Below are 26,118 nucleotides of genomic sequence, written 5' to 3'. Positions count from 1 at the left end.
TGTCCGTGGGACGATGAAGGGCAAATGACGGAAAACATCCAGAGCACAGAGTTCGACCCGGAGTTCGACAGCACCTGGGACGAGGACGACTTCTCGACCGGTGACTTCGAACTCGCCGAGCGCGCCGCACTGCGCCGCGTCGCCGGGCTGTCCACCGAGCTCGAGGACGTCACCGAGGTCGAGTACCGCCAGCTTCGCCTGGAGCGGGTCGTGCTCGTCGGGGTGTGGACCGAGGGCACCGCGGCGGACTCCGACGCGTCGATGGCCGAGCTGGCCCGCCTCGCCGAGACCGCGGGGTCCGAGGTGCTGGAAGGCGTCGTGCAACGCCGGGACAAGCCGGACGCCGCGACGTACATCGGTTCCGGCAAGGTCTCCGAACTGCGCGACGTCGTGCAGGCGACCGGCGCGGACACGGTGATCTGCGACGGTGAGCTCTCGCCCGGCCAGCTGCGGCAGCTGGAGGAGAAGCTCAAGGTCAAGGTCATCGACCGCACCGCGCTGATCCTGGACATCTTCGCGCAGCACGCGCGGTCCAAGGAGGGCAAGGCGCAGGTCGAGCTGGCCCAGCTGCAGTACCTGATGCCCCGCCTGCGCGGCTGGGGTGAGACGTTGTCGCGGCAGGCCGGTGGTCGCGCCGGTGGCGGCAACGGCGGTGTGGGTCTGCGCGGTCCCGGTGAGACCAAGATCGAGACCGACCGGCGCCGGATCCGCGCGCGCATCGCCAAGCTGCGCCGCGAGATCGCCGCGATCGGCGTCATCCGCGAGACCAAGCGGGGCCGCCGCACGGCGAACGAGATCCCGAGCGTCGCCATCGCGGGCTACACGAACGCGGGCAAGTCGTCGCTGCTCAACGCGTTGACGGGCGCGGGCGTGCTGGTGGAGGACGCGCTGTTCGCCACCCTCGACCCGACGACCCGCCGCGCGCTGACGCCGGAAGGCCTGCCGTACACGCTGACCGACACGGTCGGCTTCGTCCGGCACCTGCCGCACCAGCTGGTCGAGGCGTTCCGCTCCACGCTCGAGGAGGTCGGCGGGTCCGACCTGCTCGTGCACGTGGTCGACGGCTCCGACGCCATGCCGGAGAAGCAGGTCAAGGCCGTGCGCGAGGTCCTCGCCGAGATCAACGAGGAGTCCGGCACGCCGATGCCGCGCGAGCTGCTCGTCGTGAACAAGATCGACGCGGTGGGCGACCTGGGCATGGCGCGGCTGCGCCACCTGTTCCCGGACGCGTCGTTCGTGTCGGCGCACGCGGGCCTCGGCATCGAGGAACTGCGGGTGCGCATCGCCGAGCTGATGCCGCGTCCCGAGGTCGTCGTCGAGGCGCTCGTGCCGTACGCGCGCGGCGAGGTCGTCGCCCGCGTGCACCGCGACGGCGAGGTGCTGTCCGAGAAGCACACGGAGTCGGGCACGCTGCTGTCCGCCCGCGTGCGCCCGGACCTCGCCGGCGTCCTCGAGGAGTTCGCGACGAACGGGACGCCTGCTTGATCCTCCCGCCTCCGCCGGTGGACGTGTGCCCGGTAGCAATGCAGGAGCTCTCCGGGCTCACGTCCAACGGCACCGACTTCTTCGCCGTCAGCGACAGCGACAACGGCACGCTGCGCATCCAGGTCACGGGTCGCGACTGCGTCGTGAAGCGCACGATCACCGCGCCCGTCGACCCGTTCGACGTCGAGGACCTGGCGATGACGCCGGACGGCACCCTCTGGGCGTCCGACACCGGCGACAACGGCAAGTCCCGCCCCACGGTGGCCCTGCACAAGGTCTCGCCCTCGGGTGCCGTGGAGCGGTACCGCCTGACCTACCCGGACGGCAAGCACGACGCCGAGGCGTTGATCGTCGACAAGTCCGGGACGCCGTACATCGTCACCAAGGAACCCCTGGGTTCCGCACTGGTATATCGCCCGACGGGTCCCCTGCGAACCGATGTACCAGTTCCGATGGAGCAGGTCGCGCGCGTGTCGTTGTCGACGACCGACACCCCGGGCGGCCCGCTCGAAGGCACCCTCGACTCGCGTCTCGTGACCGGTGCCGCCCAGACCGCCGACGGCTCCGTCATCGCGCTGCGCACCTACACCGACGCGTACCTCTACCCGGTCCCGGACGGCGACATCGTCAAGGCCCTGGCCGGCGACCCCGTCCGCGTCCCCCTGCCGGACGAACCCCAGGGCGAGGCCGTCGCGTTCGACCCGGACGGCACCCTGCTGTCCGCCTCCGAAGGCGTCGGCACCCCGATCCGGGCCGTCGCGGGTGCCGCGGCCCTGGCCCAGCCACCGCCGCCGACGACCACGACGCCTCCGCCCGCGGCGGCCGAGCAGCAGTCGACGTCGTCGGAAGCGCCGGCCGGCTCCTGGCAGAACTGGCCGCTGGCGCTGACCCTGGGCGGCCTCGTGCTCGTCGCCGCCCTCGTCATCGGCCTGCGCCTGCGCCGCCGTGCCTGAACTCGGGGCCTGACCACACGACGATGCCCCGGCACTGATATCCGATATATCAGTGCCGGGGCATCGGTCTGCCGTGAGCTACGGAAGGCGCCTGAGCACGGTCACGACCTTGCCCAGGATGGTGGCCTCGTCACCGTTGATCGGCTGGTAGGCCGTGTTGTGCGGCATCAGCCACACGTGGCCGTCCTTGCGCTTGAACGTCTTCACCGTCGCCTCGCCGTCGATCATGGCGGCGACGATCTCGCCCTGGTCGGCCGTGGGCTGCTTGCGGATCACGACCCAGTCGCCGTCGGTGATCGCGGCGTCGATCATCGAGTCACCGACGACGCGCAGCAGGAACAGCTCGCCCTCACCGACGATCTCGCGCGGCAGCGGGAACACGTCCTCGATCGACTCCTCCGCCAGGATCGGGCCACCGGCGGCGATCCGGCCGACCATCGGCACGTACGCGGGCGTCGGCTTGGACATCGGGTCGAGACCGGGGTCGATCTCGGTGGGCAGCATCCCGACCGCGCGCGGCCGGTTGGGGTCGCGGCGCAGGAAGCCCTTCCGCTCCAACGCGCGCAGCTGGTAGGCGACCGACGAGGTCGACGTCAGGCCGACGGCCTCACCGATCTCGCGCACGCTCGGCGGGTAACCGAAACGGTCGACCCAATCGCGAATCACGTCGAGCACCTTGCGCTGCCGCAAAGTCAGGCCGGCGTTTCCCGCGATCTCGCTTACCTCTGTCTCCACGAGAGCGGGGTCCGGGTCGATCGTCTTGCCTGCCACGGTCGCTGTCCTCCTCGCCGCCCCCAGTTCGAATGGGATTCCGGCCTCCGTCGATCTTCGTGGTCGACGGTAGTCGTGTTTGCTGCACAGATCAAACACCTGTTCGAGGTATTTGGGCGCGTGTTGTGGCGTTCGAGGAGTCGGTCTGGTAGAAATTCGCACGGACGTTCGATCGAACCCCTGTTCGATCAAGGTGGCTGACCTGCGATGGAGGTCGTGATGGCGGTGCTCGTCGAGAAGCGGTTGCGCGTTGCTGAGGACGCGGATGTCGCAGCAGGTCGTCCACTCCGTTCGGGTCCCCGGGTCATGCCGCGGCGACCCGCCACGAGGCCGCACCCCGTCGTCGTCCCGGCCAAGCGCGAGTCCAGCTCGTGCGAGGTCCGTCCGCAGCGCGAGTCGTTGTTCGAACTGGTCGCGGTCGGCGTCTTGAGCGCACTCACGGTGGTCGCGCTCGGCGTCCTCTACCTACAGCAGGCGGGGGTCACCCCGTAGGTCTGCCCCTACATCTTGTGTTTCGCTGCCCGCAGGTGACGTGGACGCTCCGTCACCGGCGGGCATTTTTGCGTAATCGCCGCTGATCGTCGCCGGTTCGCCCAACAGGGTGACACGCGACGCGCCGTGTCGAGTTGCGTTGCCGTCCGCCGCGATCTAGGTTCTACCCCTACATCTAGTGGTTGCACCGTTGTAAGTAGTCCACAGGTTGTGGGTAACCCGACCAGTGAGGCTGCTGCGTCGGATGCTGCGCGGGGGAAGGGGTGAGGTGGCGTGCGGTGTCCGTTCTGCCGCCATTCGGACTCGCGGGTGGTCGACTCCCGCGAGGTCGACGAGGGACAGGTGATCCGTCGTCGGCGCTCCTGCAACAGCTGCAGCCGCCGGTTCACCACGGTCGAAGAAGCGGTTCTCGCCGTGGTCAAGCGCTCCGGGGTGACGGAGCCGTTCAGCCGCGACAAGGTGGTCGTCGGCGTGCGCAGGGCGTGCCAGGGCCGCCCGGTCGACGAGGACGCGTTCCAGGTGCTCGCACAGCAGGTGGAAGAGTCGATCCGGTCGACGGGGTGCGCGGAAATCGCGAGTCACGAGGTCGGTCTCGCCATTCTCGGCCCCCTGCGTGAGCTCGACGAGGTCGCTTATCTGCGCTTCGCGAGCGTTTACAGGTCCTTCTCGTCCGTCGAGGACTTCGAGAAGGAAATTCTTGATCTTCGCACTGCGCGTGCCGAGGAAGCACCGGCCGAGCAGTGATCCGCGCGCACTTAAGCGCGCGCGGCAACCATCTTTCTAAGCACCAGCACGAGGGAGATCCACCGTGACCGAGACCGTCGGCGGCTCAGCCAAGAAGACAGCCGCACGGGCGGCTGCCAAGCCTGCCGCGCTGAAGGTCCAGCGCGTCTACACCACCGAAGGCCGCCACCCCTATGACGAGGTCACGTGGGAGCGCCGCGACGTCGTCATGACGAACTGGCGCGACGGCTCGGTGAACTTCGAGCAGCGCGGTGTCGAGTTCCCCGAGTCGTGGTCGGTGAACGCCACCAACATCGTCACCAGCAAGTACTTCCGCGGTGCCGTCGGCAGCGAGAAGCGCGAGCAGTCGCTGCGCCAGCTGATCGACCGCGTCGTGAAGACGTACGTGGGCGCCGGCAAGGAGCACGGCTACTTCACCGGTGACGCGGACGCCGAGATCTTCGAGCACGAGCTCACCTACATGCTCCTGCACCAGGTGTTCAGCTTCAACTCGCCGGTGTGGTTCAACGTCGGCACGAGCTCGCCGCAGCAGGTCAGCGCGTGCTTCATCCTCGCGGTCGACGACACGATGGAGTCGATCCTCAACTGGTACCGCGAGGAGGGCCTGATCTTCAAGGGCGGCTCCGGCGCCGGCCTGAACCTCTCGCGCATCCGTTCGTCGAAGGAGCTGCTGTCCTCCGGCGGCACCGCGTCGGGCCCGGTGTCGTTCATGCGCGGCGCCGACGCGTCCGCGGGCACCATCAAGTCCGGTGGCGCCACCCGCCGCGCGGCCAAGATGGTCGTCCTCGACGTGGACCACCCGGACGTCGAGGAGTTCATCGAGACCAAGGCGAAGGAAGAGAACAAGATCCGCGCGCTGCGCGACGCCGGGTTCGACATGGACCTCGGCGGCGCGGACATCGTGTCGGTGCAGTACCAGAACGCGAACAACTCGATCCGCGTCTCGGACGAGTTCATGCACGCCTACGAGAGCGGCGGCGACTTCGGTCTGCGCGGCCGTCAGACCGGCGAGGTCATCGAGCGCATCGACGCCAAGGGCCTGTTCACCAAGCTGGCGAAGGCCGCCTGGGAGTGCGCCGACCCCGGCATCCAGTACGACGACACGATCAACGACTGGCACACCTGCCCCGAGTCGGGCCGCATCACCGCGTCCAACCCGTGCTCCGAGTACATGCACCTGGACAACTCCAGCTGCAACCTCGCGTCGCTCAACCTGATGAAGTTCCTCGGCGACGACGGCCGCTTCGACGCCGTCACGTTCGCCAAGGCCGTCGAGCTGATCATCACCGCGATGGACATCTCGATCTGCTTCGCGGACTTCCCGACCGAGCCGATCGCGGACACCACCCGCAAGTTCCGCCAGCTCGGCATCGGCTACGCCAACCTCGGCGCGCTGCTGATGGCGACCGGCCACGCGTACGACTCCGAGGGCGGCCGCGCGCTCGCCGCGACCATCACCTCGCTGATGACGGGTGTCTCGTACCGCCGTTCCGCGGAGCTCGCGGGCTTCGTCGGCGCCTACGACGGCTACAAGCGCAACGCCACCGCGCACCAGCGCGTCATGCGCAAGCACGCCGCCGCCAACGACCTGATCCGCACCTACCACGCGAACGACTCCGCGGTGCACAAGGTCGCCACCGAGGCCTGGCAGCAGGCCCTGGAGATCGGCGCGAAGAACGGCTGGCGCAACGCCCAGGCGTCCGTGCTGGCCCCCACCGGCACCATCGGCCTGATGATGGACTGCGACACCACCGGTATCGAGCCGGACCTGGCCCTGGTCAAGTTCAAGAAGCTCGTCGGCGGCGGCTCGATGCAGATCGTCAACCAGACGGTGCCGCGCGCCCTCAAGGCGCTGGGCTACCTGGACGAGCAGATCGAGGCGATCGTCGAGTTCATCGGCGAGCACGGCCACGTCGTCGACGCGCCGGGCCTGCGCCGCGAGCACTACGAGGTCTTCGACTGCGCCATGGGCGAGCGTTCCATCGCGCCCATGGGCCACGTGCGGATGATGGCGGCCACCCAGCCGTTCCTGTCCGGCGCGATCTCCAAGACCGTCAACATGCCGGAGACGGCGACGGTCGAGGACGTCGAGGAGATCTACTACCAGGGCTGGAAGCTCGGCCTGAAGGCGCTCGCGATCTACCGCGACAACTGCAAGGTGGGCCAGCCGCTCTCGGCCGGCAAGTCCGCGAAGGCCGCCGAGGAGAAGAAGTCCGAGACGGTCGTCGAGTACCGCCCGGTCCGCAAGCGCCTGCCGAAGAAGCGCCCGTCGCAGACCGTGTCGTTCACCGTCGGCGGCGCCGAGGGCTACCTGCACGCCGGCTCGTACCCGGACAACGGCCTCGGCGAGATCTTCGTCAAGCTCGGCAAGCAGGGCTCCACGCTCGCCGGCGTGATGGACGCGTTCTCGATGTCCATCTCGGTGGGCCTGCAGTACGGCATCCCGCTCGAGTTCTACGTCTCGAAGTTCCAGAACCTGCGCTTCGAGCCGGCGGGCATGACCGACGACCCGGACGTCCGCATCGCCACCTCGGTGCTCGACTACCTGTTCCGCCGCCTGGCGCTCGACTACCTGCCGTACGACAAGCGCGCGCAGCTCGGCATCTTCACCGCCGACGAGCGCTCGGCCCAGGTCGCCAGCGAGTACGGCGCCCCGGCGTCGTCCGACGTGGACCTCGAGGGCCTGCGCGGCTCCGTCGAGGCCGCCCCGGCCGTCGAGGTCGAGGCCGCCGCGCCGAAGCAGGTCGGCAGCTCGACCGAGCTGCTGGAGCTGCACCTGGGCAAGGCCGCGGACGCGCCGCTGTGCATGACCTGTGGCACGAAGATGCGTCCGGCCGGCTCGTGCTACCTGTGCGAGGGCTGCGGCAGCACCTCCGGCTGCAGCTGATCGCGTCCGTCTGCCCCTGCCGCTGGAGGCAGGGGCAGACGCTGACAGCCAGTCACGATAGTTAGACGCTGTAACAGAAGTGGCGGGTCGTCACGGCAGTGCGATGCCGTGGCGGTCCGCCAGTTTCTTCTCGACCTCCGCGATCACGCAGGCGATGGTCGACGGGTTGAGCCGCCCCTCCCCGAACCGCACCACGGTCTTCGCGAACTCGTCCGCCGCCAGAGCCCGGCACTCCGCGTTCAGCGACCGGTGGTCGACCGGGGCCTCCTTGAAGCACTCCAGCGGCTTGCGCCCGAAGATGACCTCGAACTCCTCCCAGCCGCGCAACGTCCAGTACGTGTCGAACGACGACGTCGACGTCGCGCGCAGCCACCGCCACAGGTACTGCGGATCCACGTGGCTCGGCGACTCGCTGACGCAGCGCCCGCACAGCAGCACGACGTTGTCCGTGGTGCGGCCGCCACCCATCGACGCGGGCACCACGAGGTGTTGCTCCAGCGAGGACCTGTAACCGCAGCGCCAGCATCTCTCGTGTGCTGTGCTCCAGTCGATGACGAGGTCGACCTCGTGCTCGACCCAGTACGCGACGATCTGCTGGTTGCTGATGCGCATGTGATCCTTCCCCAGGCGTTGCTTCCCCTGTCGGTGACGAAGGCGATTCCGTTTCACCCACTCGCAACTGATAGAACATCTCGCAGTAAGGGGGAGAGATGCCTTCGTTCGACGACTTGCGCCGGTACCTGCTCGGTCAGCTCAACGCCGCTGTCCGGCGTCCCGGCATGTACGGCGGTGAGGCGGTGATCCTCACCCTGCTCGACGCGTTGGCGTTCGCCGACGACCGCACCGACCGGTGGCAGAACGAGCTCGACGCGCTGGTGAAGCGCGGCGCGGCCAACGCGGCGATGGTGAGCGGCGCGGTCCACGAGGCCCTCGGCCACCGCAGCGAGGACGTCATGGCGTCGGTGTACGCGGACCTCGCGCACCGCCAGGGCTGGCTGAGCCTCGACGCCGACAGCCGCATCCCCGGTGTGCTGGGGGAGCGGGACTGCCTGCTCGACGACGTCATCGCCGAGTACGGTGAGCCGCCGTTGTGGCTGGGCGGCACGAACCCCAAGTACTCGAAGACGCTCGGCTACCCGGACCGTTCGGGCTCGCTGGTGTTCTTCCACTTCATGCCGGAGCTGCGGCTGATGGCGACGCGGCGCGGCGACGGCGGCTTCCGCGACAGCTTCGTCTTCACACCTGCTGGGCTATCGCGATGAACTCGGTGAGCAGCGGCGTCTGCCGGTGCGCCGCCCACGCCAGCGCGACCTCATCCGGTGCCATGTCCGAGACCGGCACGTGCACGAGGTCCTCGCGCGAGTAGAACACCGCCGTCGACAACGGCAACACGGCCACACCGCCGTGCAACGCGACGTGCTCCAGCTTCTCCTCGACGGTCCGGATCTCCGGCATGGTGGCGTGGTGCACGCGCCGTTCCCCGGCGAGGTCCGCCTCCAGCACGCTTTCCTTGCCCGCCAGCCGATGCGACGCGGGCAACACCGCAACACGCGGCTCGGTGAACAGCGGCAGGCACCGAAGTCCGTCGAGAGGCACGGGCAACCGCACGTACCCGACGTCGACGCGCCCGTCGTGGATCACCTCGGCCTGGTCCTCCCACGTCGTGCGCAGCACGTCGATCCGCACCCCGGGATGCCGCGCGGCCAGCACCCGCACCGCGGGCGTCACGATCAGCCCCGGCATGAACCCGACGGTGAACGACTCGGACCCCACCCGCCGCAGCAACGCCGAAGCCTGCGCGAGCAACGGCCGTGCGTCGTCCAGCAGCCGCACACCGGAAGCCGTCAGAACCGTGCCCGACGACGACCGGTCGAACAGTTGCGCGCCGAGCTCGGCCTCCAAAGCACGGATCTGCCGCGACAACACCGGCTGCGCGATGTGCAACGCCTCCGCCGCGCGGCCGAAGTTCAGATGCTCCGCCACAGCAACGAAATAGCGCAGCTTCCGGAGGTCCAAATCCATGTGCCCAGCGTAGGCCAAACCGGTAAAATCGCAGGTGATGCGCATAGTTCTGCACACTCGTGCGCGCCTGGACCTCGCATACGCCTCGCTCGACGGACTCTCCGTCGGCGACGCTCTGGGCGCTCAGTTCTTCATGGTCGGCCGCTCGTTGCCCGACCTCGTGGCTGGCAAGCCGCCGCGGGGCCCGTGGGAGTGGACCGACGACACCGAAATGGCCTGCAACCTCGTCACCGAACTGCGTGACCACGGCGAGGTCGACCAGACCCGCCTCGCCACCACGTTCTCCGAACGCTGCGAGCCCTACCGCGGCTACGGCGCCGGTGCGTTCACCATCCTGCGCAAGATCCGTCAGGGCACCCCGTGGAAAGACGCGGCCTCCAGCGCGTTCGACGGCCAGGGTTCGTGCGGCAACGGCGCCGCGATGCGGATCGCACCGCTCGGCGCGTACTTCGCCGACGACCCGAAAACCGTGACGGCACAAGCGATCCGGGCCAGCGAGGTGACGCACCAGCACCCCGAGGGCGTCCTGGGCGGCCTCGCCGTGGCGCACGCTTCGGCGATCGCGGCTAGGGCCCGGCTGACGGGCTCGCCGCCGTGTGATCTGCTCGGCGAGGTGCTCGACCACCTCGAAGACTCCTTCGTGCGCAAGGGGATCGAGAAGGCGCGCAAGATCGGCACCGCCGAGGAGGCCGCGTACGTGCTCGGCAACGGCTCGCGCGTGACGGCCCAGGACACCGTCCCGTTCGCGCTCTGGGCCGCCGCCCGCCACCTCGGCGACTACCGCGCCGCCGTCACCACGTGCGTCCGGGCGGGTGGCGACATCGACACGACGGCCGCGATCGTCGGGGGCGTCGTCGCGCACCCGCCGGAGGAGTGGCGGCGTGAACGCGAGCCGCTGCCGGAGTGGTCCGACCGTGCTGAACAGGAGTTTTGACCTCGGCGGGCGATTTATTCATCGCGTGTTGAGTTTTTGGCCGAACCCTCGTACCCTCCTCTTCAGGGAGAACCTGGAGGGGTCGCCATGGCGTTCACGATCGGCTTCAAGTCCATCGACGGCACGATGCTCGCGACCGTGGGCGGCAAGGCTGCCAACCTCGGTGAGCTCACCAGGGCTGCCCTGCCGGTGCCGCAGGGCTTCTGCGTCACGACCGACGCCTACCGCGAGGTGGCCGAGGCCGACGCGCTCGCGAGCACGACGCCGGAGAACGCCCGCCGAACGTTGCTGGAAACCCCTGTCCCGCAGGAGATCCGGGACGCGATCGTCGCCGAGTACCGCGAACTCGGCGACGACATCCCGGTTGCGGTGAGATCCAGCGCCACGGCCGAGGACCTGCCGTTCGCGAGCTTCGCGGGCCAGCAGGACACGTTCCTCAACGTCGTGGGCGAGGACGCGGTGGTCGACGCCGTGCGCCGCTGCTGGGCGTCGTTGTGGACGGACCGCGCCGTCAGCTACCGCGAGACGAACGGCATCGACCACACCACCACCTACCTGGCCGTCGTCGTGCAACGGATGGTGCAGTCCGCGGTGTCCGGTGTGATGTTCACGGCGAACCCGGTCACCGGCAAGCGCGACCAGGTCGTCATCGACGCGAGCCCCGGCCTCGGCGAGGCCGTCGTGTCCGGCGCCGTCAACCCCGACCACTTCGTCGTCGACGGCGGCGAGATCGTCGAGAAACGACTGGGGGACAAGAAGTTCGTCATCCGCTCGCTGCCCGGTGGCGGCACCGAGCACGTCGACGTCGGCGAGAGCGCCGAGCAGTGCCTCACCGACGGCCAGATCCACGCGCTCGCCGTTCTCGGCCGCAAGGTGCAGGCGCACTACGGGTCACCGCAGGACACCGAGTGGGCGATCGACGACGACGGCGAGCTGCACCTCACCCAGGCGCGCCCGATCACGACGCTGTTCCCGTTGCCGGACAACCCGGACGGCGGCGCGCACGTCTACTTCTGCTTCAGCCTCGCCCAGGGCCTCGAACGCCCGATCACGCCGATGGGCCGCGCGGCGTTCCGGGAGGTCGCCAGGTCCGCCTTCGAGATCGTCATCGGCGATCCGGCGAGTCAGTCCTATGTGGAGAACGGCGAGCGCATCTTCTTCGACGTCACCAAGGTGTTGCGGAGCAAGGTCGGCCGCGAGTTCATCACGCGCCTGCTCGCCGTGATGGAGGCACGCTCCTCCGAGGTGTTGCGCGGCCTGTTCGACGACCCGAGGTTCGCGATCAGGAGCAACTCGCCGACTCCCGCCCTCAAGCGCGTGTTCCGGCTCGCGCGGCGGTTCCACGTGCCCGTGACCGCGGTGAAAGCATTGGTGAACCCCGAAAAGGCCGTGCGGACCGCGTTGCGGATGGAACGCGACGTCCTGGAGAGGTCCGACCGGCTCACGATCGAACAGGCGCTGCGCCAGTGCGTCGTGCCGGTGCTGCCGGGGCTCGCGCCGACCGCCCTGATCGGGTTCGCGATGCTCGGCCTCGTCGGCAAGGTCGTGAGGACCGAGCCGGGGGAGCTGCAGACCGTGCTGCGCGGCCTGCCCAACAACATCACCACCGAGATGGACATGGCGATGTGGGACCTGGCGCAGGAGATCCGCCACGATCCCGTCGCGCTGCGGCAGTTCCAGAACGGCGAACGCCCGGCCGCGCTCGACCTCTTCCTCGCGCGGTGGGGTCACCGGGCCGTGGCCGAGATCGACCTGGGCCTGCCCCGGTGGTCCGACGACCCGGCGCACGTCGTCGGCGTCGTCAGGAACTTCCTGCGCCTGGAAGACGACCAGGCGCACCCCGACGCGGTCTTCGCACGGGGTGCCGCCGAAGCCGAGGCGATGATCGAGACGCTCGCCCGGCGCGCCTGGGGACGCGGCTGGTTCGTGCGCTTCGCGTTGCGCCGCACCAGGTTGCTCGCCGGCCTGAGGGAGTACCCGAAGTACCTGATCATCACGTTGTTCGGCGCGCTGAGGAAGCGGATCACCGCCATCGGTACCGAACTCGTGGCCTCCGACCGGCTCGACGCCGCGGACGACGTGTTCTTCCTGAACTTCGAGGAGATGCGGTCGGAGCACGGGGACCTGCGCCCGCTGGTGGCGCGGCGCCGTGAGGTCTACGACCGCGAGATGCGGCGCAGGCACATCCCGCGCGTGCTGCTGTCGGACGGCACGGAACCCGAAGCCGTGCACCACGGCGGCCCGGTCGAGGGTGACCTGGTCGGCACGCCGGCGTCGGCGGGCACGATCACCGGCGTCGCGCGCGTCGTCATGGACCCCGTCGGCGCCCACCTCGAACCCGGCGAGATCCTCGTGGCGCCGTCGACCGATCCGGGCTGGACACCGCTGTTCCTCACGGCGGGCGGCCTGGTGATGGAGATGGGCGGCGCGAACTCGCACGGTGCGGTGGTGGCGCGGGAGTACGGGATCCCGGCGGTCGTGGGCGTGCGCGAGGCCGTCACCCGGATCAGGACGGGGGAACTGATCACCGTGGACGGCAGCACCGGCGCGGTGACCACGGCCGACTCGCCCGTTGAGGTCTCGTGACGGACGCCGGACGCGTAATGTCGGGATTGTGGCTGAGTCCAAGGGTGAGCTGAACAAGGCCCAGCAGGGCATCGCCGACTACCTGCTGCGGGCGGGTGTGGACGGCTTCGGGCCGTTCAAGAGCGCGAAGGAGTCCGCGTCCGACGCGCTCGTCAAGAAGGGCGACGAGGCCGACGCGGTGAAGCACCTCATCCGCACGCACGTGGCGCTGGCGGGCGCTCAGGGGTTCATCACGAACCTCGGTGGCCTGATCACGTTGCCGATCTCGCTGCCGTCCAACGTCGCGGCCACCTACGTCATCCAGACGCACCTCATCGCGTCCATCGCGTCGTTGCGCGGCCACGACGTGGACAGCGACGAGGTGCAGATGGCGATCCTGCTCTGCCTGCTCGGGAATGCCGGAACCGAGCTGTTCAAGAAAGTCGGCATCAAGCAGTTCACCAAGAAGGCCGCGTCGGCGCTCATCACAAAATACGGTACAAAGAAACTCGGCACCGTCGCCGTCAAGGGCGTTCCGGTGTTGGGCGGCGTCATCGGCGGTACTGTCGACGCCGCCTCTACCAGAGCCGTCGGAGCATTTGCAAATCGCTACTTCGCTCACTCGGACGCACTGCCGAAGGTGATCGACGGCGAGGTGCTGCACGTGGAGATCGAAGAGGCGGACGGAACGACCGATTCGCGCTAACTGAGTCGGTCCACGGCGGAGCTGAACGCGTCCGAGGGGATGAGAACACCGCCGTCGAACGGGTTCTGCAACTGGTAGATCGCGAACAGGAGCAGGACCAGTGTCGAGGTCAGCGTGACGGTGATCAGCAGCTGTGAGGTCAGGTTCGGGCCGCCGAAGAGGTACGGGAACAGCAACGAGAGCGCCGTGCCGATCAGCAGCGCGAGCCACACCACCGGATTGACGCCGTTGTCCGCCGCGTCGAGCCGTTCCTGCCTCGCCTGGTAGACGTCCCACAGCTGGTTCGCGGCCTCGGCCTTGCGGTCCTCCTGCCACCCACCGTCCGGTGCGGCGGTCGCGATCGTGTCCCTGAGCTGGTTCAACAGGAGCCAGCCCTTGTTGTCCACGGCCTCGCCCTCACGCATCCGGGGCCACTCGTCCTGCACGACGGTCGAGACGTAGTCGCGGATCAGCTCGTCGACCTTGTTCTTCGCGGGCTGCGGCAAGGAGTCCGACGCCCAGTCGACGGCGACGAGCGCGTTCGCCTCCTTCTGCACCTGCTCCTCCGCGCCGTTGGCGGCGTCGAAGAGCGAGATCAGGATGAACGCGGCCAGCACCGCGTGCAGGCCGGCGACGATGCTGAACACCGAACCGCCCGCGCCGAGGTTCTTCTCGTTCACTTCGTCCGAGCCGAACCGGCGAGTGATGACGACGAGAACGGCGGAGATGACGGCAGCACCGAGAACCCAGAGCGTGCCGCTGAGGTAAATGCTCAATTCGGCTCCTTTCTGGTGTGGGATTAGACCACGGTCTACTGTGACCGGTACAGCACGGTCTGGTTAACGAGTAATGGTCAGGTGGGAATGCGCGGCAACGACAGAAATACCCGGTTGTCGTATTGGGCTACTCCATACCGGTGGCGGCGGGATTCGCTCGCGTTGGGTGCGGTCTCGACGCTATTGGTGCTTTCCGCGCCGTTCACCAGCGCCGTTGCTCAGGCCGCGCAGCCGAACTGTGACGCTTATCAAGTACGTTCATCCAATCGTGGTGGGTTCTCGTCGTTCACGAAAGTGGAACCGTCATCCGGTGGGGTGACGGAAGTGGCCCGCCTGGACTACGCGGTGAACGCATTGGGGTACTCGGCGTCGTTGGGCCGTTTGGTTGGTCTTACCGCCAGAGGACCTCACTGGTGGAAGAACCCCTCACATGTGGTGCTGATCGACACGAAGGGCGTGGTCAACGACCTCGGACCCGTTGGGGCGCACTGGTTCCGCACCGACGACGTGTCCGCAGGTGCGGTCGTCGGCACCACGTTCTACGTGCGCGACACCGCCCGGCTGCACGCCATCGACATCGATCCCGCCAGCCCGTCGTACCTCAAGATCGTGCGGACCGTCGTGCTGGACTGGCCCGCGTTGACGCTCGACGACTTCGCCGTCGACCCGGTGAGCGGCAAGCTGACCGGGGTGTCGGCCGCGGGCTGGGGACCGGGCGAGGTCGTGTCGTTCGACCCGGTGTCCGGGCGCGTGCTGAGCCGGACCGAGATCGCCGGGTTGCCCGGCAAGTCGACCTACGGCGCCGTCATCATCGACGCTGCCGGCACCGTCTATGCCATCAACAACGGCTATAAGGGCCACAGCCGCCTGTACCGCATCACGGGCACCACGGCGGTGGAGCTGTCGACGGGCCCGCAGATGGGCATGATCGACGCGGCGGGCTGCCTGCCGAACCCGATGCCGCCGCGCGTCGAACCTCCCGCACCACGCCCGGAGGTGCCGGCTCCTCCACCCCCGCCCGCTCCTCCCGTGCCCGCTCCGGCGCCGGTGCCCGTACCCGTCCTGCAGCAGCCGCCGCCTCCTCCGGTGGTGACGCCCCCGCCGCCTTCCGTTCCGCAGCAACCGGTTCCGGTGCGGGCCGCACGTCAGCGACCCGAGCCGCGCGAGGAACTCCCGCTCGCCGCCGAGACCACGCCGATGACCAAGTCCCGCAAGTGGGCGATGGTCACCGTCATCCTCGTGATGCTCGGCGCCGGTGCCGCGGCAGCACGGGTCCGGGGCTGACCCTTCGCCGTTAATTCAGTTGGCGTGCGACGACGACGTCGCTAGCGTTGCGGACATGTTCCTCATCTGATGAACCTCCGCAGCGCTCTCGACGCTGCCCTCGCGACCTATGCCGTCGCGCTCTCTCACGGTGACCCAACGCGCGGGTCGATCTCTCACGGCCGTTCTCTTCGCCGTGCCCTTTGCACGCCCTCTTCGTGAGGAGGCTTTCGCATGCCTGACACCAGCCAGCCCGAGCCCGGCAACCGCGCCGCACGCCGTGCGCAGAAGCGGGCCAAGCAGGACCAGAAGACGCACTTCCCGCTGCCGCAACAGCGGGCACCGATGGTCCAGCCGCGCCAGTTCGCGACCCGTCGCCGCGGGGGAACCGCGTAGCCGACGCCGAACCGGCGCGACACCGCGGGGGGACGCGATCGAGCGCGTCCCCCTGCTCCCTTCGTGGTTCGATCTCCCGTTCTGTCCGGATCCGATCTAGCCTGAGTTGCTACCGGACCGACAGGATCGGAGGCGCCAGATGAGAATCGCTGACGTTTTGCGGACCAAGGGATCGGCGGTCGCGACGATCGACCCGGACGTTCCCGTGTCCGAACTGCTCAGAGCGCTCGCCGAACACAACGTCGGCGCGATCGTCGTGGTCGGCCCGTCCGGCGTGGCGGGGATCGTGTCCGAGCGGGACGTCGTGCGCCGGTTGCACGAAACCGGCGTCGACCTGCTCGCATCACCCGTGTCGGCGATCATGACCGCCGACGTCTTCACCTGCACGCCCTCAGACACCGTGGACAGTCTCACGGTCGTGATGACCGAACGGCGCTTCCGCCACGTCCCCGTCGTCTCCGACGGCGAGCTCGTCGGGATCGTGAGCATCGGTGACGTCGTGAAGAGCAGGATCGGTCAGTTGGAACAGTCGCACGACCAGCTGCAGGCGTACATCGCCCAGGGCTGAACGCCACCTCACTACGCTTGATCGGGTGAAACCTTCCACCGGTCAGCCCGAACTCGCCGAGGTGGCGCCGGGAGTGCACGCCTACGTCCAGCCGGACGGCTCCTGGATGATCAACAACACGGGCGTCGTCGTCGGCTCCGACGGCACGCTCCTGCTCGTGGACACCACGTCCACCGAGGCCCGCAACCGCGCGTTGCTCGCCTCGGTGGCGTCGGTGTGCCCGGCCGACCCCAGTTACGTGGTCAACACCCACCACCACGGCGACCACACGTTCGGCAACTGGCTGGTCCCGCCGACGACCACGATCATCGGCCACGACGCCTGCCGCGAAGAGGTCATCACCGCCGGGCTGCTCGCCTCGCAGGTCCTGGCCGGCCCGGACTACGGCCACATCGAGGTCCGCCCGCCGTCGCTCACCTACGCCACGACCCTGACCCTGCACCTGGGCACGCGCGTCGTCGAACTGCACCACCCCGGCCCCGCCCACACGCGCGGCGACACCGTCGTGTGGCTCCCGGCCGAGCGCGTCCTGTTCACCGGCGACCTCGTGTTCGCGGGCGGCCAGCCGTTCCTGGCCGAGGGAAGCATCCACGGCTACCTGTCGGCCCTGGAGTTCCTCCGCGCGTTCGACGCCGACGTCGTCGTCCCCGGCCACGGCCCGCTGCTGCGCGGCCCGGAGATCACCCGCGTCCTCGACGACCTCGTCGCCTACACGACCTACCTCGCGGAACTCGCGTCGTCCGGCCACGCCGACGCCAAGACACCGATGGAGGTCGTCCGCGAGGCGGGGGAGTCGCGCTTCTCGTCGTGGCAGGAGTCCGAACGCCTGGTCGGCAACCTCCACCGCGCCTACCACGAGCTCGACGGCAAGCCCCTCGCCGAACGCCTCGAACTCCCGCGCGTCTGGATGGACATGATGGAGCTGCACGGCGGACCCATCGCCTGTCACGCCTGACCCGTATCCAATACATCGCCTCGCCCTTCGGAGTTCGACGACGTCGTCGAACTCCGAAGGCCTCGCAGTAGCCAGGTGTTAGACGGCTTGGCCGATGCCGGGCGGTTCGGGGACGTTCTCGGTCTTGGTGCCTGACGGCATCGCCCACATGAAGGCGCGCATCATCGCGTACTGCAACTTCAGGCCGCCGCCGACGTCGCCGGACTCGACGACCTTCTTGAGCGCGACGAGGATGCCCTTCCACGTGACGTCGACCTTGTCGAGCCGCTTGACGCCCTCCGGCCACCCGGAGTTGCGCACCGTGACCCGCGTGCCGCCGTCGACTTCCTCGAGCTCCCACGAGACCACGGTCCACGGGTCGTCGCGCATGGTCAGCCGTTGCGTGTGGGACAGCAGCCGCGGCGGGTCGACCTCGACGACGCGGCCGACGACGAAGACCCGCTTGCCGTCGGTCGACCGGTAGTACAACGGCGCGCCGGGTTCGAGCGCGGAGTCGAGGACGGCGTCCATCATCGCGCGCTGCTTGCCGTCGAGTTTGGTGATCTCCGCCCACACCTTCTCGATGGGCGCGGCGATCACGATGCTGTGCACCAGCTCGGTGCCCGGTTCAGCCAACGTCCTCATCCTCCTGTCCGGCGCTCTCGACCGCGATCTTCAAGCCGACCAGCGCCGCTGCCCAGTCCTGCTCGTAGTGCGAGACCCACCGCTGGTGGATCTGCTGGATGGGCACGGGATTCAGGTGGTTGACCCGCTTCCGGCCCCGCGGCTCCACGAGCACCAGATCGGCCTCGCGCAGCACACCGAGGTGCTGCATGACGACGTGCCGGCTCGTCTCCAACGCCTCGACCAGCTCACCCGTGGTGCGCGGGCCGGTGCGCAGGACGTCGAGGATCGCGCGCCTCAGCGGGTTCGCCAGGGCGCGCCAGACGGCGTCGTCATCATGTGGCAACTTCATTACGTAAGGTTTTTAGCACCTGTCGAGATCGAAGTCGAGCGCTCTGATCGAGCGTGCTGCCCCGCGACCTCAAGGCCGATAAGTTCGAGTGATGCTGCACGACGTCGCCGACGCCACGCGCCGATACATCAATCTGCTCGCCGCCGACGAGCGCGACGAAGCGATCCGCGCGGTCACCGACGACGACCTCCGCCACCGGTGGGCGTACACCCCGGGCACCCGCCCCGGACTGGCCTTCAACGACCTCCAGCGCGACCAGCGCAAAGCGGTCCACGGCATGCTCGCGACCGTCCTCAGCCCCCACGCCCACGCGCAAGCGGCGGCGGTGATGGCGTTGGAAGACGTGCTCGACCACCGCGAAGGCGGCCACCGCGATCGCCATCAGGGCGACTACTGGACGGTCCTCTTCGGCACGCCCGGCGACGAACCGTGGGGCTGGCGCGTCGAAGGTCACCACCTGTCGGTGAACGTCGTCGTCGCCGACGGCCGCGTCTCCGCGACCCCGTTCTTCCTGGGAGCGAACCCGGCCCGCGTCACCTACCGCGGCCGCGTCGTCGGCCAGCCGCTCCGGCTCGAAGAGGAACTCGCCCGCGAACTCCTCGACCGCATGGGCCCGACCGCCCGCCGCCTGGCCGTCGTCGCCGACACCGCGCCCCACGACATCCGCACCGGCAACGCGCCGCGCGTCAGCCCGTCCGAACCGGTGGGCGTCACGCCGGCCCAACTGGGCAAACCCGCCGCCGAGTTGTTCGTCGACATCGTCCGCCTCTACCTGGACCGGCTCTCGTACGAACTGGCCGACGAGGAGTTCGACCGCCTCGACCCCGAACGCCTGCACTTCTCGTGGGAGGGCTCGCTGCGCCGGGGCGAGGGCCACTACTACCGCGTCCAGGGCCCGGACCTGCTCATCGAGTACGACAACACGGCCAACGAGGCCAACCACGTCCACACCGTCTGGCGTCGCCACTCGGGTGATTTCGGCGACGACCTCCTCGCCGCCCACTACGACACGTCACGGCACACTGTCGCCCGTGGAGTGGCCCAGAACGGTTGACGACGCCGTCGCGACGCAGGAACGCCTGCGCACCCAGGTGATCACCACCAGCGCACCCGGCCTGCGCATCGACACCGCCGCCGGCCTCGACGTCGGCTACCGCGGCGACGACGCCGTCGTCGGCGTCTGCGTGGTGTTCGACGCGACGACCCTGGCCGTCCTCGACGAGGTCGTCGTCGAGGACAAGACCGACTTCCCATACATCCCCGGGCTCTTCGCTTTCCGCGAGATGCCCGTGCTGCTGCGAGCGCTCGATCAGGTGACCGTCGCACCCGACCTGTTGGTCGCGGACGGCCAGGGCCTCGCGCACCCGCGCCGGTTCGGCCTGGCCTGCCACCTCGGCGTGCACACCGGCATCCCGAGCATCGGCGTCGCCAAGAACGCGATGGGCGGGTTCGAGCCACCCGGCCACTCCCGCGGTTCGACGAGCGACCTCGTCATGGACGGCGACGACGGCGACGAGGTCGTCGGCAAGGCGCTCAGGACGCAGGACGGCGTGAAGCCCGTCTTCGTGTCGGTCGGCCACAAGATCGACCTCGACCGGGCGTGCGCCGAAGTGCTGCGCCTCGCCCCGCGCTACCGGCTGCCGGAGACGACCCGCCGCGCCGACACGCTCACGAGGCGGGTTGCTTCGTCGGGGTGAAGCTCAGCAGCACGAGCAGAATCGCCCCGCAGACCAGCGCGATGTCCGCGACGTTGCCGACGAACCAGCCGTTGTAGTCGATGAAGTCGACGACGTGCCCGCGCGCGAACCCCGGCGGCCGGAACAGCCGGTCGAGCAGGTGCGTCGTCGCACCGCCCAGCATCAACGCGAGCGCGGCCGCCCGCAGCTTCGTCTGCGGCTGCATCCCGTACCGGGCGAGCATCACGACGGCGACGGCGGCGACGATGGTGAAGATCCACGTCGACCCCGCACCGATCGAGAACGCGGCACCGGGGTTGTAGAGGAGCCTGAACTGCAGGAACTCCCCGAGCACGGGAATGGGCGCGCGGCCGGTCAGCGCGCTCTCGGCCCAGAACTTCGTGGCCTGGTCCAGCAGCAGCACGAGCACGGCGATGCCCACGACGAGTGGCACGCGGCGAGAGGTGGTGGTGTCCATTTGCCGACGAGCGTAGTTAAGAACACCACCACTCGGCATCAGACCCTGGTCACGCCCTGAACGCGTCGACGTCGTCGACCGCCGCAGCGGCCTGAAACTCCTCCTCCAAAGTCTCCGACCGCTCGTTGGTGTCGTAGTCGACGCAGATGCGCCACCGTCCGTCCGTACGCCGCGAATACGTGTGGAAACGCCCATAGAACGTGCGCCCGTCACCGTCCGCACGTGTCGCCACGAGCTGAAAGATGCCCCGCTCGCTCGCGACGTCACCCGCCACGATCCGCTCGACGAACCGGAACGAGATGCTCACCGCACTGCCACGCTCAGCGAGTTCGGCGAACCACGACTCCGTCTGAGCCGCGAACTCGGCGTACCCGAGCACCTCCTTCGCCGGCCCACCCGCCCGGATCAGGTCGGGCGAGTACAGGCTCAGGAACGCCGGCGCGTCCAACTTCCCGTAAGCCAGCCGGAACGGGTGCCAGACGTCGTCGTTGAGCTGCCGGACCAGGTCGTCGTCCACGACCTCAGAAGGTAGCGCCGAAGACCCCCGCCAGGAGCGGATGCGCGTCGACGATCTTGCGGGCGACGCCGACGGAGTCGACGAGCGGATGCAACGCCAACGCCTTCACCGCGTGCGCACGCTCACCACTGATGGCCGCCTTGATGGTCGCCCGCTCCACGACCTTGAGTGCCGTGACGAGTCCGACGCCCTCGTCCGGCACCTGACTGACCGACACCGGCCGCGCGCCGTTCGCGTCGACGAGACTCGGCACCTCGACAATGGCGTCCGCGTCGAGACAGGACAACGTCGTCCTGTTCGGCACGTTGAGGATCAACGTCGCCCGCTTGTCCGACGCGATCGCGTGCATCAGGTCGAGCGCGACCCGTTCGTAGCCGCCGCCGTCAAGGTCGTCAGCGTCCCGCTCGTCCTCACGCGTCTCCGCCATGTAGGTCTGTTCACGTTCGAGACGGGTCCGCTCCCAGCTCTCCCACGAAGGCGCCGCGTAGAACTGCTTCTGCTGTTCCAGCAAGAACGCCCCGCGCGACGCACCGGCCTCCACGGCCTCACGCGTGAAGTAGTAGTAGTGCAGGTACTCGTTCGGGATGGCCCCCAACGTCCGCAGCCACTCGGCCCCGAACAGCTTGCCCTCCTCGAACGACTCCAGCCGCGCGGTGTCGGCGAGCAGGTCCGGCAACACGTCGCGCCCACCCACGTGAACACCCCGCAACCAGCCGAGGTGGTTCAGACCGGCGTAGTCGAGCCACGCGTCGCCGAGATCGGCACCGGCGGCCCGCACGACCCGCTTGCCGAGTCCGACGGGGGAGTCGCAGATGCCGATGACGCGGTTCCCGAGGTGTGCCGACATCGCCTCCGTGACCATGCCGGCGGGGTTGGTGAAGTTGATGACCCACGCGTCCGGCGCGTGCACCGATATACGGCGTGCGATGTCGACGGCGACGGGCACCGTGCGCAACCCGTACGCGACGCCCCCGGCCCCGACGGTCTCCTGCCCGAGCACACCACACCCCGCCGCGATGCTCTCGTCGGCCGCCCGCCCCTCGAGCCCGCCGACGCGAATCGCCGAGAACACGAAGTCCGCCCCGCGCACCGCCTCGTCGAGGTCCGTCGACGTCGTCACGACGGGAGCGTCCGGCACATCGGTTGCGAGTTCGGCCAGCACACCGCCGATCGCGGACAGCCGGGCGGCGTCGAGGTCGTGCAGGACGACCTCGGTCACGCGGCCGGGCGAACGATCGGCCAGCAACGCGCGGTAGACGAGCGGCACGCGAAAGCCGCCCCCACCCAGGATGACCAGCTTCATGCCTCGACCACGTCCATTCCGGTCTCTCCCAGCAGTGTGCTCCGCCCAGCCGAATCTAACATTTCCAGGTGCGGCGGACGACGAACAACAACGGTCTGGAAAGTCGACTTCTCAAGTCCGCGCGGACAGCAGACCAACGCGACTTATCGCTGGTAGGAGTGGGTGCGGCGACTCAGTCGCGGGATCGCTCAACGGGTTCCGCGCACGACTGGAGTGTGATACAAAGAATGGCTTTGCATTTTCGGAATGAATTTTCCGGGAAGACAGAATTATTGTATCACAGGGGGCAAGGTGTTGGCGAGCGAACAGGCACGGATCACCTCTCTGTATGAAAGGCTCGACAAAGAACGGAACAAAGCGGCCGCCGACCTCGCGGCCGTCCTGCGGGACACCGTCACCCAGCGACTGGACCGCGAAGCCTTCGTCGAGCTGCTGACCAGGGAAGTGGGCAAGTACCGCGCGGCCGAGGAAGGACTGTGCTTCGGCCGCATCGACTCGGAGAGGGGCGACCAGACCTACATCGGCCGCGTCGGGCTCTTCGACGACGACTTCGAACCACTCCTGCTGGACTGGCGCGCACCCGCGGCGCGCCCGTTCTACACGGCGACCGCCGCGAACCCGGAGGGCGTCGTACTACGACGGCACTTCCGCGTCCGCGACCGGGAACTGTGCGACTTCCACGACGACGAACTGCTGACCGACACGACAGCACTGCTCGACGCCCTCAACGCGCCGCGCACCGCGACGATGCGCGACATCGTCTCCACCATCCAGGCCGAGCAGGACGAGATCATCCGCTACTCGGGCCCCGGCGTCCTGGTCATCGAGGGCGGCCCCGGCACAGGCAAGACCGCCGTGGCACTGCACCGAGTGGCATACCTGCTGTACACGCGCCGTGAACGCCTCTCCCGGCACGGCGTGCTGATCGTCGGCCCGAACACCGGCTTCCTCCGCTACGTCGGCGACGTCCTGCCCTCCCTGGGAGAGACCGACGTCGTGTTCGCGACACCCGGCGAGCTCTACCCCGGCGTCACGACAGACCTGGAGGACACCCCGCCGCTACAACGGCTCAAAGGCGACACATCGGTGCTGGACCTCTTGGCCGTGGCCGTCGCCGACCGCCAGGAACTCCCCGACGACCCGATCGAGATCGAACTGGAGGACGTGGTCGTCCCCCTGGACGCGCATATCGCCGCCGTCGCCAGGGAGAAGACCCGCTACTACGGCCTCCCGCACAACGCCGCCCGCAAGTACTTCTTCCTCGCACTCGCCGAGGAACTCGTCGCGCCGGCGCTGCGCCTGATCGGCGTCGACTGGCCGGAGATCGAGGAGGACGTCCGCCACGAACTCCGCCACAGCCAGGTCCTGCGCGATGCCGTCGACCGGCTCTGGCCCCTCCTCACCCCCGAACAACTCCTCGCCGACCTGTACGGGGGCCGCTGCTTCCGCATCGGCGCCCCGGAGCTGTACCGCCCCGACGCCGAGGCGTGGACGGTGTCCGACGTCCCCCTGCTCGACGAACTGGCGGACCTCCTCGGCTCCGACGGCACCGCCGAGCGCGCCGCGAAACGAGAGGAAGAGGAACACCTCGAATACGCCCGCGGCGTCATGGACGTCCTGTCCATCGACAAACGCGCCGACTCCGACGAGTACATCGTCACCGACTTCGTCAACGCCGAGGTGCTGGCCGCGAGACACGAGACGCGCGACCACCGAACCCTCGCCGAACGCGCCGCCGACGACCGCACGTGGACCTACGGCCACGTCGTGGTCGACGAGGCACAGGAACTGTCCGCGATGGACTGGCGCGTCCTGCTGCGCCGATGCCCCAACAAGTCCATGACCGTCGTGGGTGACCTGGCCCAACGCCAGGCTGCCGGCGGTGTCCGCAGCTGGGGATCGGTGTTCGACCGCTTCACCTACCGCCGCCTCGAGGTCAACTACCGCACCCCTGGCGAGATCATGGCCGTCGCCACCCCGGTCCTGAAACTCGTCGACCCCGACGCGTCGGCACCGGTCTCGGTCCGCAAAGCCGGTACGAGCCCGTGGGCCCGCCGCGTGACCGACATCGCGTCCGCCGTCCACGACGAACTCGACGCACACGCCGAGACACACACCAACCGCACGATCGCCGTCATCGGCGAAGGCTGGATGCCGCCGCGCGCGGCGAAGGGACTGGAGTTCGACGTCGTCCTCGTCGTCGAACCACAACGCATGTCGCCCAGCGAGCTGTACGTGGCGTTGACGAGGGCGACGCAAAGACTGGGCGTCTTGCACACCGAACCGCTACCCCGTCGCCTACGAGGTCTCCTCTGAAACCCACGCCAGGTAGTCGTCGTTGCCCCCGGCCACGGGGGTGACGACGACCTCGGGCACGTCATAGGTGTGCTGCGCCTTGATGTGCGCGACGAGGTCGTCGGCGCGGACAGCGGTCGTCTTCACGACGCACTGCCACTCCGCGTCGACGCGCACCTCTCCGTCCCACCGGTAGACACTGCGGATCGGCACGATCTGCACGCACGCGCCCAACCGCGCCTCGACGATCCCCTTCGCCAGCGACTCGGCGGCCTCGACGGAATCGACCGTCGTCGTCACCACGCACACACCACTCACAGCGCGTCGATCTCCTTCAGCATCCGGTCCTTCAGCTCCACTGGCGCGAACGACGCCCGCACCGCCGCCCGCGCGAGGCCGGCGAGCTCGTCACGCCCGAACCCGAACCGTTCATGACAGATCAGGTACTCGCGATCGAGATCGGTGTGGAACATCCCGGGGTCGTCGGTGCTGATCGCCACCGGCACCCCGGCCTCCACCAGCCGGGGCAGGTGGTGCTCGTCCAACGACCTCACCGCACCCGTGCGGATGTTCGACGTCGGACACACCTCCACGACGACGCCCTCGTCGGCCAGGTGCCTCACCAACTCGGGGTCCCGCACCGCGCTGACGCCGTGCCCGATCCGTTCGGCACGCAGATCACGCAACGCGGCCCAGATTTCGCTGGGCGGCGTCGTCTCACCGGCGTGCGGCACCATGTGCAACCCGGCGTCCCGCGCCATCGCGAACGCCTCGCGGAAGTTCGCCCGCGGCGAATCCGACTCGAACCCGCCCAGCCCGAACCCGACCAACCCCTCCGGCCGGTACTCGGTCGCGAACCGCGCACTCGTCACACCCCAGTCGCGATCCCAGATGCCGGGCACGTCGAAGATCCACTGCAACTCGACGCCGTGCGCCGCGAGTGCCTCTTCCCGCCCCGCCCGCAAGGCCTCGACGAGCTCGTCAGGCGCGATGCCCGCGCGCAGATGACTCGTCGCACTGATCGTCAACTCCGCGTAGCGCACGTTGGTCCGTGCGGCGTCACGGGCGTATCCGACGACGAGGGTGCGCACGTCCTCGCCGGTCGTGACGAGGTCGTTGACGACGCCGTAGACGTTGATGAAGTGCCGGAAGTCCGTGAACTCGTAGAACTTCCGCAACTCCGCCTCATCGACCGGCACGCGCCCGTCGGGGTGGTTCCGCGCGAGCGTGAGGACGGTGTCGACGGAGGCGGCGCCCACGAGGTGGACGTGCAGCTCGGCCTTCGGCAACGCGTGGACGAAGTCGGAAATGTGCACGGTCCATGCTCTCAGGTCAAGGGCCGTTCGACGGGTGACATGTCTTGCAGTCAAAGGAGAGGGTGCAGGGCGAATCCCTGTC

Annotated in this window: 27 protein-coding genes; 16 read left to right on the top strand and 11 right to left on the bottom strand. The window is 68.6% G+C overall.

Annotated features, from left to right (window positions below; genetic code table 11):
• The first annotated feature begins 24 nt into the window (after positions 1 to 24).
• Together hflX and QSK25_RS39665 are read left to right on the top strand one after the other, a co-directional pair.
• A complete protein-coding gene (gene hflX / locus QSK25_RS39670; protein WP_285646254.1) occupies positions 25 to 1,485 on the top strand; it encodes a GTPase HflX in 1,461 nt (486 codons plus the stop codon).
• A complete protein-coding gene (locus QSK25_RS39665; protein ID WP_352236889.1) occupies positions 1,482 to 2,438 on the top strand; it encodes an SdiA-regulated/phytase-like domain-containing protein in 957 nt (318 codons plus the stop codon). Before hflX ends, QSK25_RS39665 begins: the two co-directional genes overlap by 4 nt.
• A gap of 78 nt (positions 2,439 to 2,516) precedes the next feature.
• Here the strand turns inward: QSK25_RS39665 and lexA are convergent, their stop codons facing one another.
• A complete protein-coding gene (lexA, locus tag QSK25_RS39660; RefSeq protein WP_502881945.1) occupies positions 2,517 to 3,194 on the bottom strand; it encodes a transcriptional repressor LexA in 678 nt (225 codons plus the stop codon).
• A 222-nt stretch (positions 3,195 to 3,416) separates the two neighbouring features.
• Here lexA and QSK25_RS39655 point away from each other — a divergent pair, with 222 nt between their 5' ends.
• The 3 genes from QSK25_RS39655 (at position 3,417) to QSK25_RS39645 (ending at position 7,332) form a co-directional block, all read left to right on the top strand.
• Positions 3,417 to 3,701, top strand: a complete 285-nt coding sequence (locus tag QSK25_RS39655; protein WP_285646252.1) for a hypothetical protein — start codon at positions 3,417 to 3,419, stop codon at positions 3,699 to 3,701.
• A gap of 273 nt (positions 3,702 to 3,974) precedes the next feature.
• Positions 3,975 to 4,445, top strand: a complete 471-nt coding sequence (gene nrdR / locus QSK25_RS39650; protein WP_089924179.1) for a transcriptional regulator NrdR — start codon at positions 3,975 to 3,977, stop codon at positions 4,443 to 4,445.
• 64 nt (positions 4,446 to 4,509) lie between these two features.
• Positions 4,510 to 7,332, top strand: a complete 2,823-nt coding sequence (locus QSK25_RS39645; protein WP_285646248.1) for a vitamin B12-dependent ribonucleotide reductase — start codon at positions 4,510 to 4,512, stop codon at positions 7,330 to 7,332.
• 90 nt (positions 7,333 to 7,422) lie between these two features.
• Here the strand turns inward: QSK25_RS39645 and QSK25_RS39640 are convergent, their stop codons facing one another.
• Positions 7,423 to 7,944 carry an HNH endonuclease gene (locus tag QSK25_RS39640; RefSeq protein WP_285646244.1) on the bottom strand — a complete coding sequence of 174 codons (522 nt, stop codon included), beginning with the start codon at positions 7,942 to 7,944 and terminating at the stop codon, positions 7,423 to 7,425.
• Positions 7,945 to 8,042: 98 nt separating this feature from the next.
• Here QSK25_RS39640 and QSK25_RS39635 point away from each other — a divergent pair, with 98 nt between their 5' ends.
• Positions 8,043 to 8,594 (top strand): hypothetical protein, encoded by a 552-nt coding sequence (locus QSK25_RS39635; protein ID WP_285646243.1) that lies wholly within the window; start codon positions 8,043 to 8,045, stop codon positions 8,592 to 8,594.
• Here QSK25_RS39635 and QSK25_RS39630 read toward each other — a convergent pair.
• Positions 8,569 to 9,354 (bottom strand): LysR family transcriptional regulator, encoded by a 786-nt coding sequence (locus tag QSK25_RS39630; protein WP_285646241.1) that lies wholly within the window; start codon positions 9,352 to 9,354, stop codon positions 8,569 to 8,571. The genes QSK25_RS39635 and QSK25_RS39630 overlap by 26 nt on opposite strands.
• A gap of 37 nt (positions 9,355 to 9,391) precedes the next feature.
• Between QSK25_RS39630 and QSK25_RS39625 the strand changes: the two genes are divergently transcribed.
• The 3 genes from QSK25_RS39625 to QSK25_RS39615 all read left to right on the top strand — a co-directional run bounded on the left by QSK25_RS39625 (position 9,392) and on the right by QSK25_RS39615 (position 13,559).
• Positions 9,392 to 10,288: an ADP-ribosylglycohydrolase family protein gene (locus QSK25_RS39625; RefSeq protein ID WP_285646239.1), complete on the top strand. Its 897-nt coding sequence runs from the start codon at positions 9,392 to 9,394 to the stop codon at positions 10,286 to 10,288.
• Positions 10,289 to 10,375: 87 nt separating this feature from the next.
• Positions 10,376 to 12,874: a PEP/pyruvate-binding domain-containing protein gene (locus QSK25_RS39620; protein ID WP_285646236.1), complete on the top strand. Its 2,499-nt coding sequence runs from the start codon at positions 10,376 to 10,378 to the stop codon at positions 12,872 to 12,874.
• Positions 12,875 to 12,902: 28 nt separating this feature from the next.
• Positions 12,903 to 13,559 carry an EcsC family protein gene (locus QSK25_RS39615; protein WP_285646234.1) on the top strand — a complete coding sequence of 219 codons (657 nt, stop codon included), beginning with the start codon at positions 12,903 to 12,905 and terminating at the stop codon, positions 13,557 to 13,559.
• Here QSK25_RS39615 and QSK25_RS39610 read toward each other — a convergent pair.
• Entirely contained in the window at positions 13,556 to 14,314 is a 759-nt protein-coding gene (locus QSK25_RS39610) for a bestrophin-like domain (RefSeq protein WP_285646232.1), read from the bottom strand. The two genes, QSK25_RS39615 and QSK25_RS39610, sit on opposite strands and share 4 nt — an antisense overlap.
• An 87-nt stretch (positions 14,315 to 14,401) precedes the next feature.
• Between QSK25_RS39610 and QSK25_RS39605 the strand changes: the two genes are divergently transcribed.
• From QSK25_RS39605 to QSK25_RS39590, 4 genes are all read left to right on the top strand, one after another.
• Positions 14,402 to 15,598 carry a DUF6923 family protein gene (locus QSK25_RS39605; protein ID WP_502881944.1) on the top strand — a complete coding sequence of 399 codons (1,197 nt, stop codon included), beginning with the start codon at positions 14,402 to 14,404 and terminating at the stop codon, positions 15,596 to 15,598.
• A 213-nt stretch (positions 15,599 to 15,811) separates the two neighbouring features.
• Positions 15,812 to 15,973 carry a hypothetical protein gene (locus QSK25_RS39600; RefSeq protein WP_285646227.1) on the top strand — a complete coding sequence of 54 codons (162 nt, stop codon included), beginning with the start codon at positions 15,812 to 15,814 and terminating at the stop codon, positions 15,971 to 15,973.
• A gap of 139 nt (positions 15,974 to 16,112) precedes the next feature.
• The gene (locus QSK25_RS39595; RefSeq protein ID WP_285646224.1) at positions 16,113 to 16,541 is read left to right on the top strand and encodes a CBS domain-containing protein; all 429 of its coding nucleotides are present in this window, start codon (positions 16,113 to 16,115) and stop codon (positions 16,539 to 16,541) included.
• Positions 16,542 to 16,566: 25 nt separating this feature from the next.
• On the top strand, positions 16,567 to 17,496 hold the full coding sequence (locus QSK25_RS39590) for an MBL fold metallo-hydrolase (RefSeq protein WP_285646221.1): 930 nt from the start codon (positions 16,567 to 16,569) through the stop codon (positions 17,494 to 17,496).
• A gap of 78 nt (positions 17,497 to 17,574) precedes the next feature.
• On the opposite strand, the gene QSK25_RS39585 is transcribed toward QSK25_RS39590, so the two are convergent.
• Both QSK25_RS39585 and QSK25_RS39580 read right to left on the bottom strand, forming a co-directional pair.
• Complete coding sequence (locus QSK25_RS39585) at positions 17,575 to 18,120, bottom strand: SRPBCC domain-containing protein (RefSeq protein WP_285646218.1); 546 nt, start codon at positions 18,118 to 18,120, stop codon at positions 17,575 to 17,577.
• A complete protein-coding gene (locus tag QSK25_RS39580; RefSeq protein WP_285646215.1) occupies positions 18,104 to 18,451 on the bottom strand; it encodes an ArsR/SmtB family transcription factor in 348 nt (115 codons plus the stop codon). Before QSK25_RS39580 ends, QSK25_RS39585 begins: the two co-directional genes overlap by 17 nt.
• 91 nt (positions 18,452 to 18,542) lie before the next feature.
• Here QSK25_RS39580 and QSK25_RS39575 point away from each other — a divergent pair, with 91 nt between their 5' ends.
• Positions 18,543 to 19,505, top strand: coding sequence for a DUF3500 domain-containing protein (locus tag QSK25_RS39575; RefSeq protein WP_285646212.1), 963 nt, complete (start codon positions 18,543 to 18,545; stop codon positions 19,503 to 19,505).
• Positions 19,483 to 20,148 carry an endonuclease V gene (locus QSK25_RS39570; RefSeq protein WP_285646210.1) on the top strand — a complete coding sequence of 222 codons (666 nt, stop codon included), beginning with the start codon at positions 19,483 to 19,485 and terminating at the stop codon, positions 20,146 to 20,148. Before QSK25_RS39575 ends, QSK25_RS39570 begins: the two co-directional genes overlap by 23 nt.
• On the opposite strand, the gene lspA is transcribed toward QSK25_RS39570, so the two are convergent.
• From lspA to QSK25_RS39555, 3 genes are read right to left on the bottom strand one after another with little or no spacing between them, the layout of a single operon-like run.
• A complete protein-coding gene (lspA, locus tag QSK25_RS39565) occupies positions 20,120 to 20,605 on the bottom strand; it encodes a signal peptidase II (protein WP_285646207.1) in 486 nt (161 codons plus the stop codon). The two genes, QSK25_RS39570 and lspA, sit on opposite strands and share 29 nt — an antisense overlap.
• Before the next feature lie 49 nt (positions 20,606 to 20,654).
• Positions 20,655 to 21,122 (bottom strand): YybH family protein, encoded by a 468-nt coding sequence (locus QSK25_RS39560; protein WP_285646205.1) that lies wholly within the window; start codon positions 21,120 to 21,122, stop codon positions 20,655 to 20,657.
• A gap of 4 nt (positions 21,123 to 21,126) precedes the next feature.
• Positions 21,127 to 22,425 (bottom strand): 6-phospho-beta-glucosidase, encoded by a 1,299-nt coding sequence (locus QSK25_RS39555; protein WP_285646202.1) that lies wholly within the window; start codon positions 22,423 to 22,425, stop codon positions 21,127 to 21,129.
• Between the two features lie 291 nt (positions 22,426 to 22,716).
• Here QSK25_RS39555 and QSK25_RS39550 point away from each other — a divergent pair, with 291 nt between their 5' ends.
• Positions 22,717 to 24,741, top strand: a complete 2,025-nt coding sequence (locus QSK25_RS39550) for a helicase domain-containing protein (protein WP_352236884.1) — start codon at positions 22,717 to 22,719, stop codon at positions 24,739 to 24,741.
• On the opposite strand, the gene cutA is transcribed toward QSK25_RS39550, so the two are convergent.
• Both cutA and add read right to left on the bottom strand, forming a co-directional pair.
• Positions 24,724 to 25,038 (bottom strand): divalent-cation tolerance protein CutA, encoded by a 315-nt coding sequence (gene cutA / locus QSK25_RS39545; RefSeq protein WP_285646197.1) that lies wholly within the window; start codon positions 25,036 to 25,038, stop codon positions 24,724 to 24,726. The two genes, QSK25_RS39550 and cutA, sit on opposite strands and share 18 nt — an antisense overlap.
• Positions 25,035 to 26,036, bottom strand: coding sequence for an adenosine deaminase (add, locus tag QSK25_RS39540; protein WP_285646195.1), 1,002 nt, complete (start codon positions 26,034 to 26,036; stop codon positions 25,035 to 25,037). Before add ends, cutA begins: the two co-directional genes overlap by 4 nt.
• Positions 26,037 to 26,118 lie beyond the last annotated feature (82 nt).

It is taken from the genome of Lentzea sp. NBRC 102530, assembly GCF_030269365.1.
Lineage (GTDB): Bacteria > Actinomycetota > Actinomycetes > Mycobacteriales > Pseudonocardiaceae > Lentzea.
The sequence above is the reverse complement of the archived record's forward strand: the minus strand, read 5'-3'. Positions and strand labels throughout refer to the sequence as shown.

Coding starts and splice junctions, on each gene's coding strand:
- QSK25_RS39640 (WP_285646244.1), bottom strand. CDS start 7,944: ATGCGCATCAGCAACCAGCAGATCGTCGCGTACTGGGTCGAGCACGAG.
- lspA (WP_285646207.1), bottom strand. CDS start 20,605: ATGGACACCACCACCTCTCGCCGCGTGCCACTCGTCGTGGGCATCGCC.
- QSK25_RS39655 (WP_285646252.1), top strand. CDS start 3,417: ATGGAGGTCGTGATGGCGGTGCTCGTCGAGAAGCGGTTGCGCGTTGCT.
- QSK25_RS39605 (WP_502881944.1), top strand. CDS start 14,402: ATGCGCGGCAACGACAGAAATACCCGGTTGTCGTATTGGGCTACTCCA.
- QSK25_RS39630 (WP_285646241.1), bottom strand. CDS start 9,354: ATGGATTTGGACCTCCGGAAGCTGCGCTATTTCGTTGCTGTGGCGGAG.
- hflX (WP_285646254.1), top strand. CDS start 25: ATGACGGAAAACATCCAGAGCACAGAGTTCGACCCGGAGTTCGACAGC.
- QSK25_RS39580 (WP_285646215.1), bottom strand. CDS start 18,451: ATGAAGTTGCCACATGATGACGACGCCGTCTGGCGCGCCCTGGCGAAC.
- QSK25_RS39620 (WP_285646236.1), top strand. CDS start 10,376: ATGGCGTTCACGATCGGCTTCAAGTCCATCGACGGCACGATGCTCGCG.
- QSK25_RS39595 (WP_285646224.1), top strand. CDS start 16,113: ATGAGAATCGCTGACGTTTTGCGGACCAAGGGATCGGCGGTCGCGACG.
- QSK25_RS39575 (WP_285646212.1), top strand. CDS start 18,543: ATGCTGCACGACGTCGCCGACGCCACGCGCCGATACATCAATCTGCTC.
- QSK25_RS39585 (WP_285646218.1), bottom strand. CDS start 18,120: ATGAGGACGTTGGCTGAACCGGGCACCGAGCTGGTGCACAGCATCGTG.
- QSK25_RS39555 (WP_285646202.1), bottom strand. CDS start 22,425: ATGAAGCTGGTCATCCTGGGTGGGGGCGGCTTTCGCGTGCCGCTCGTC.
- QSK25_RS39600 (WP_285646227.1), top strand. CDS start 15,812: ATGCCTGACACCAGCCAGCCCGAGCCCGGCAACCGCGCCGCACGCCGT.
- QSK25_RS39625 (WP_285646239.1), top strand. CDS start 9,392: ATGCGCATAGTTCTGCACACTCGTGCGCGCCTGGACCTCGCATACGCC.
- QSK25_RS39635 (WP_285646243.1), top strand. CDS start 8,043: ATGCCTTCGTTCGACGACTTGCGCCGGTACCTGCTCGGTCAGCTCAAC.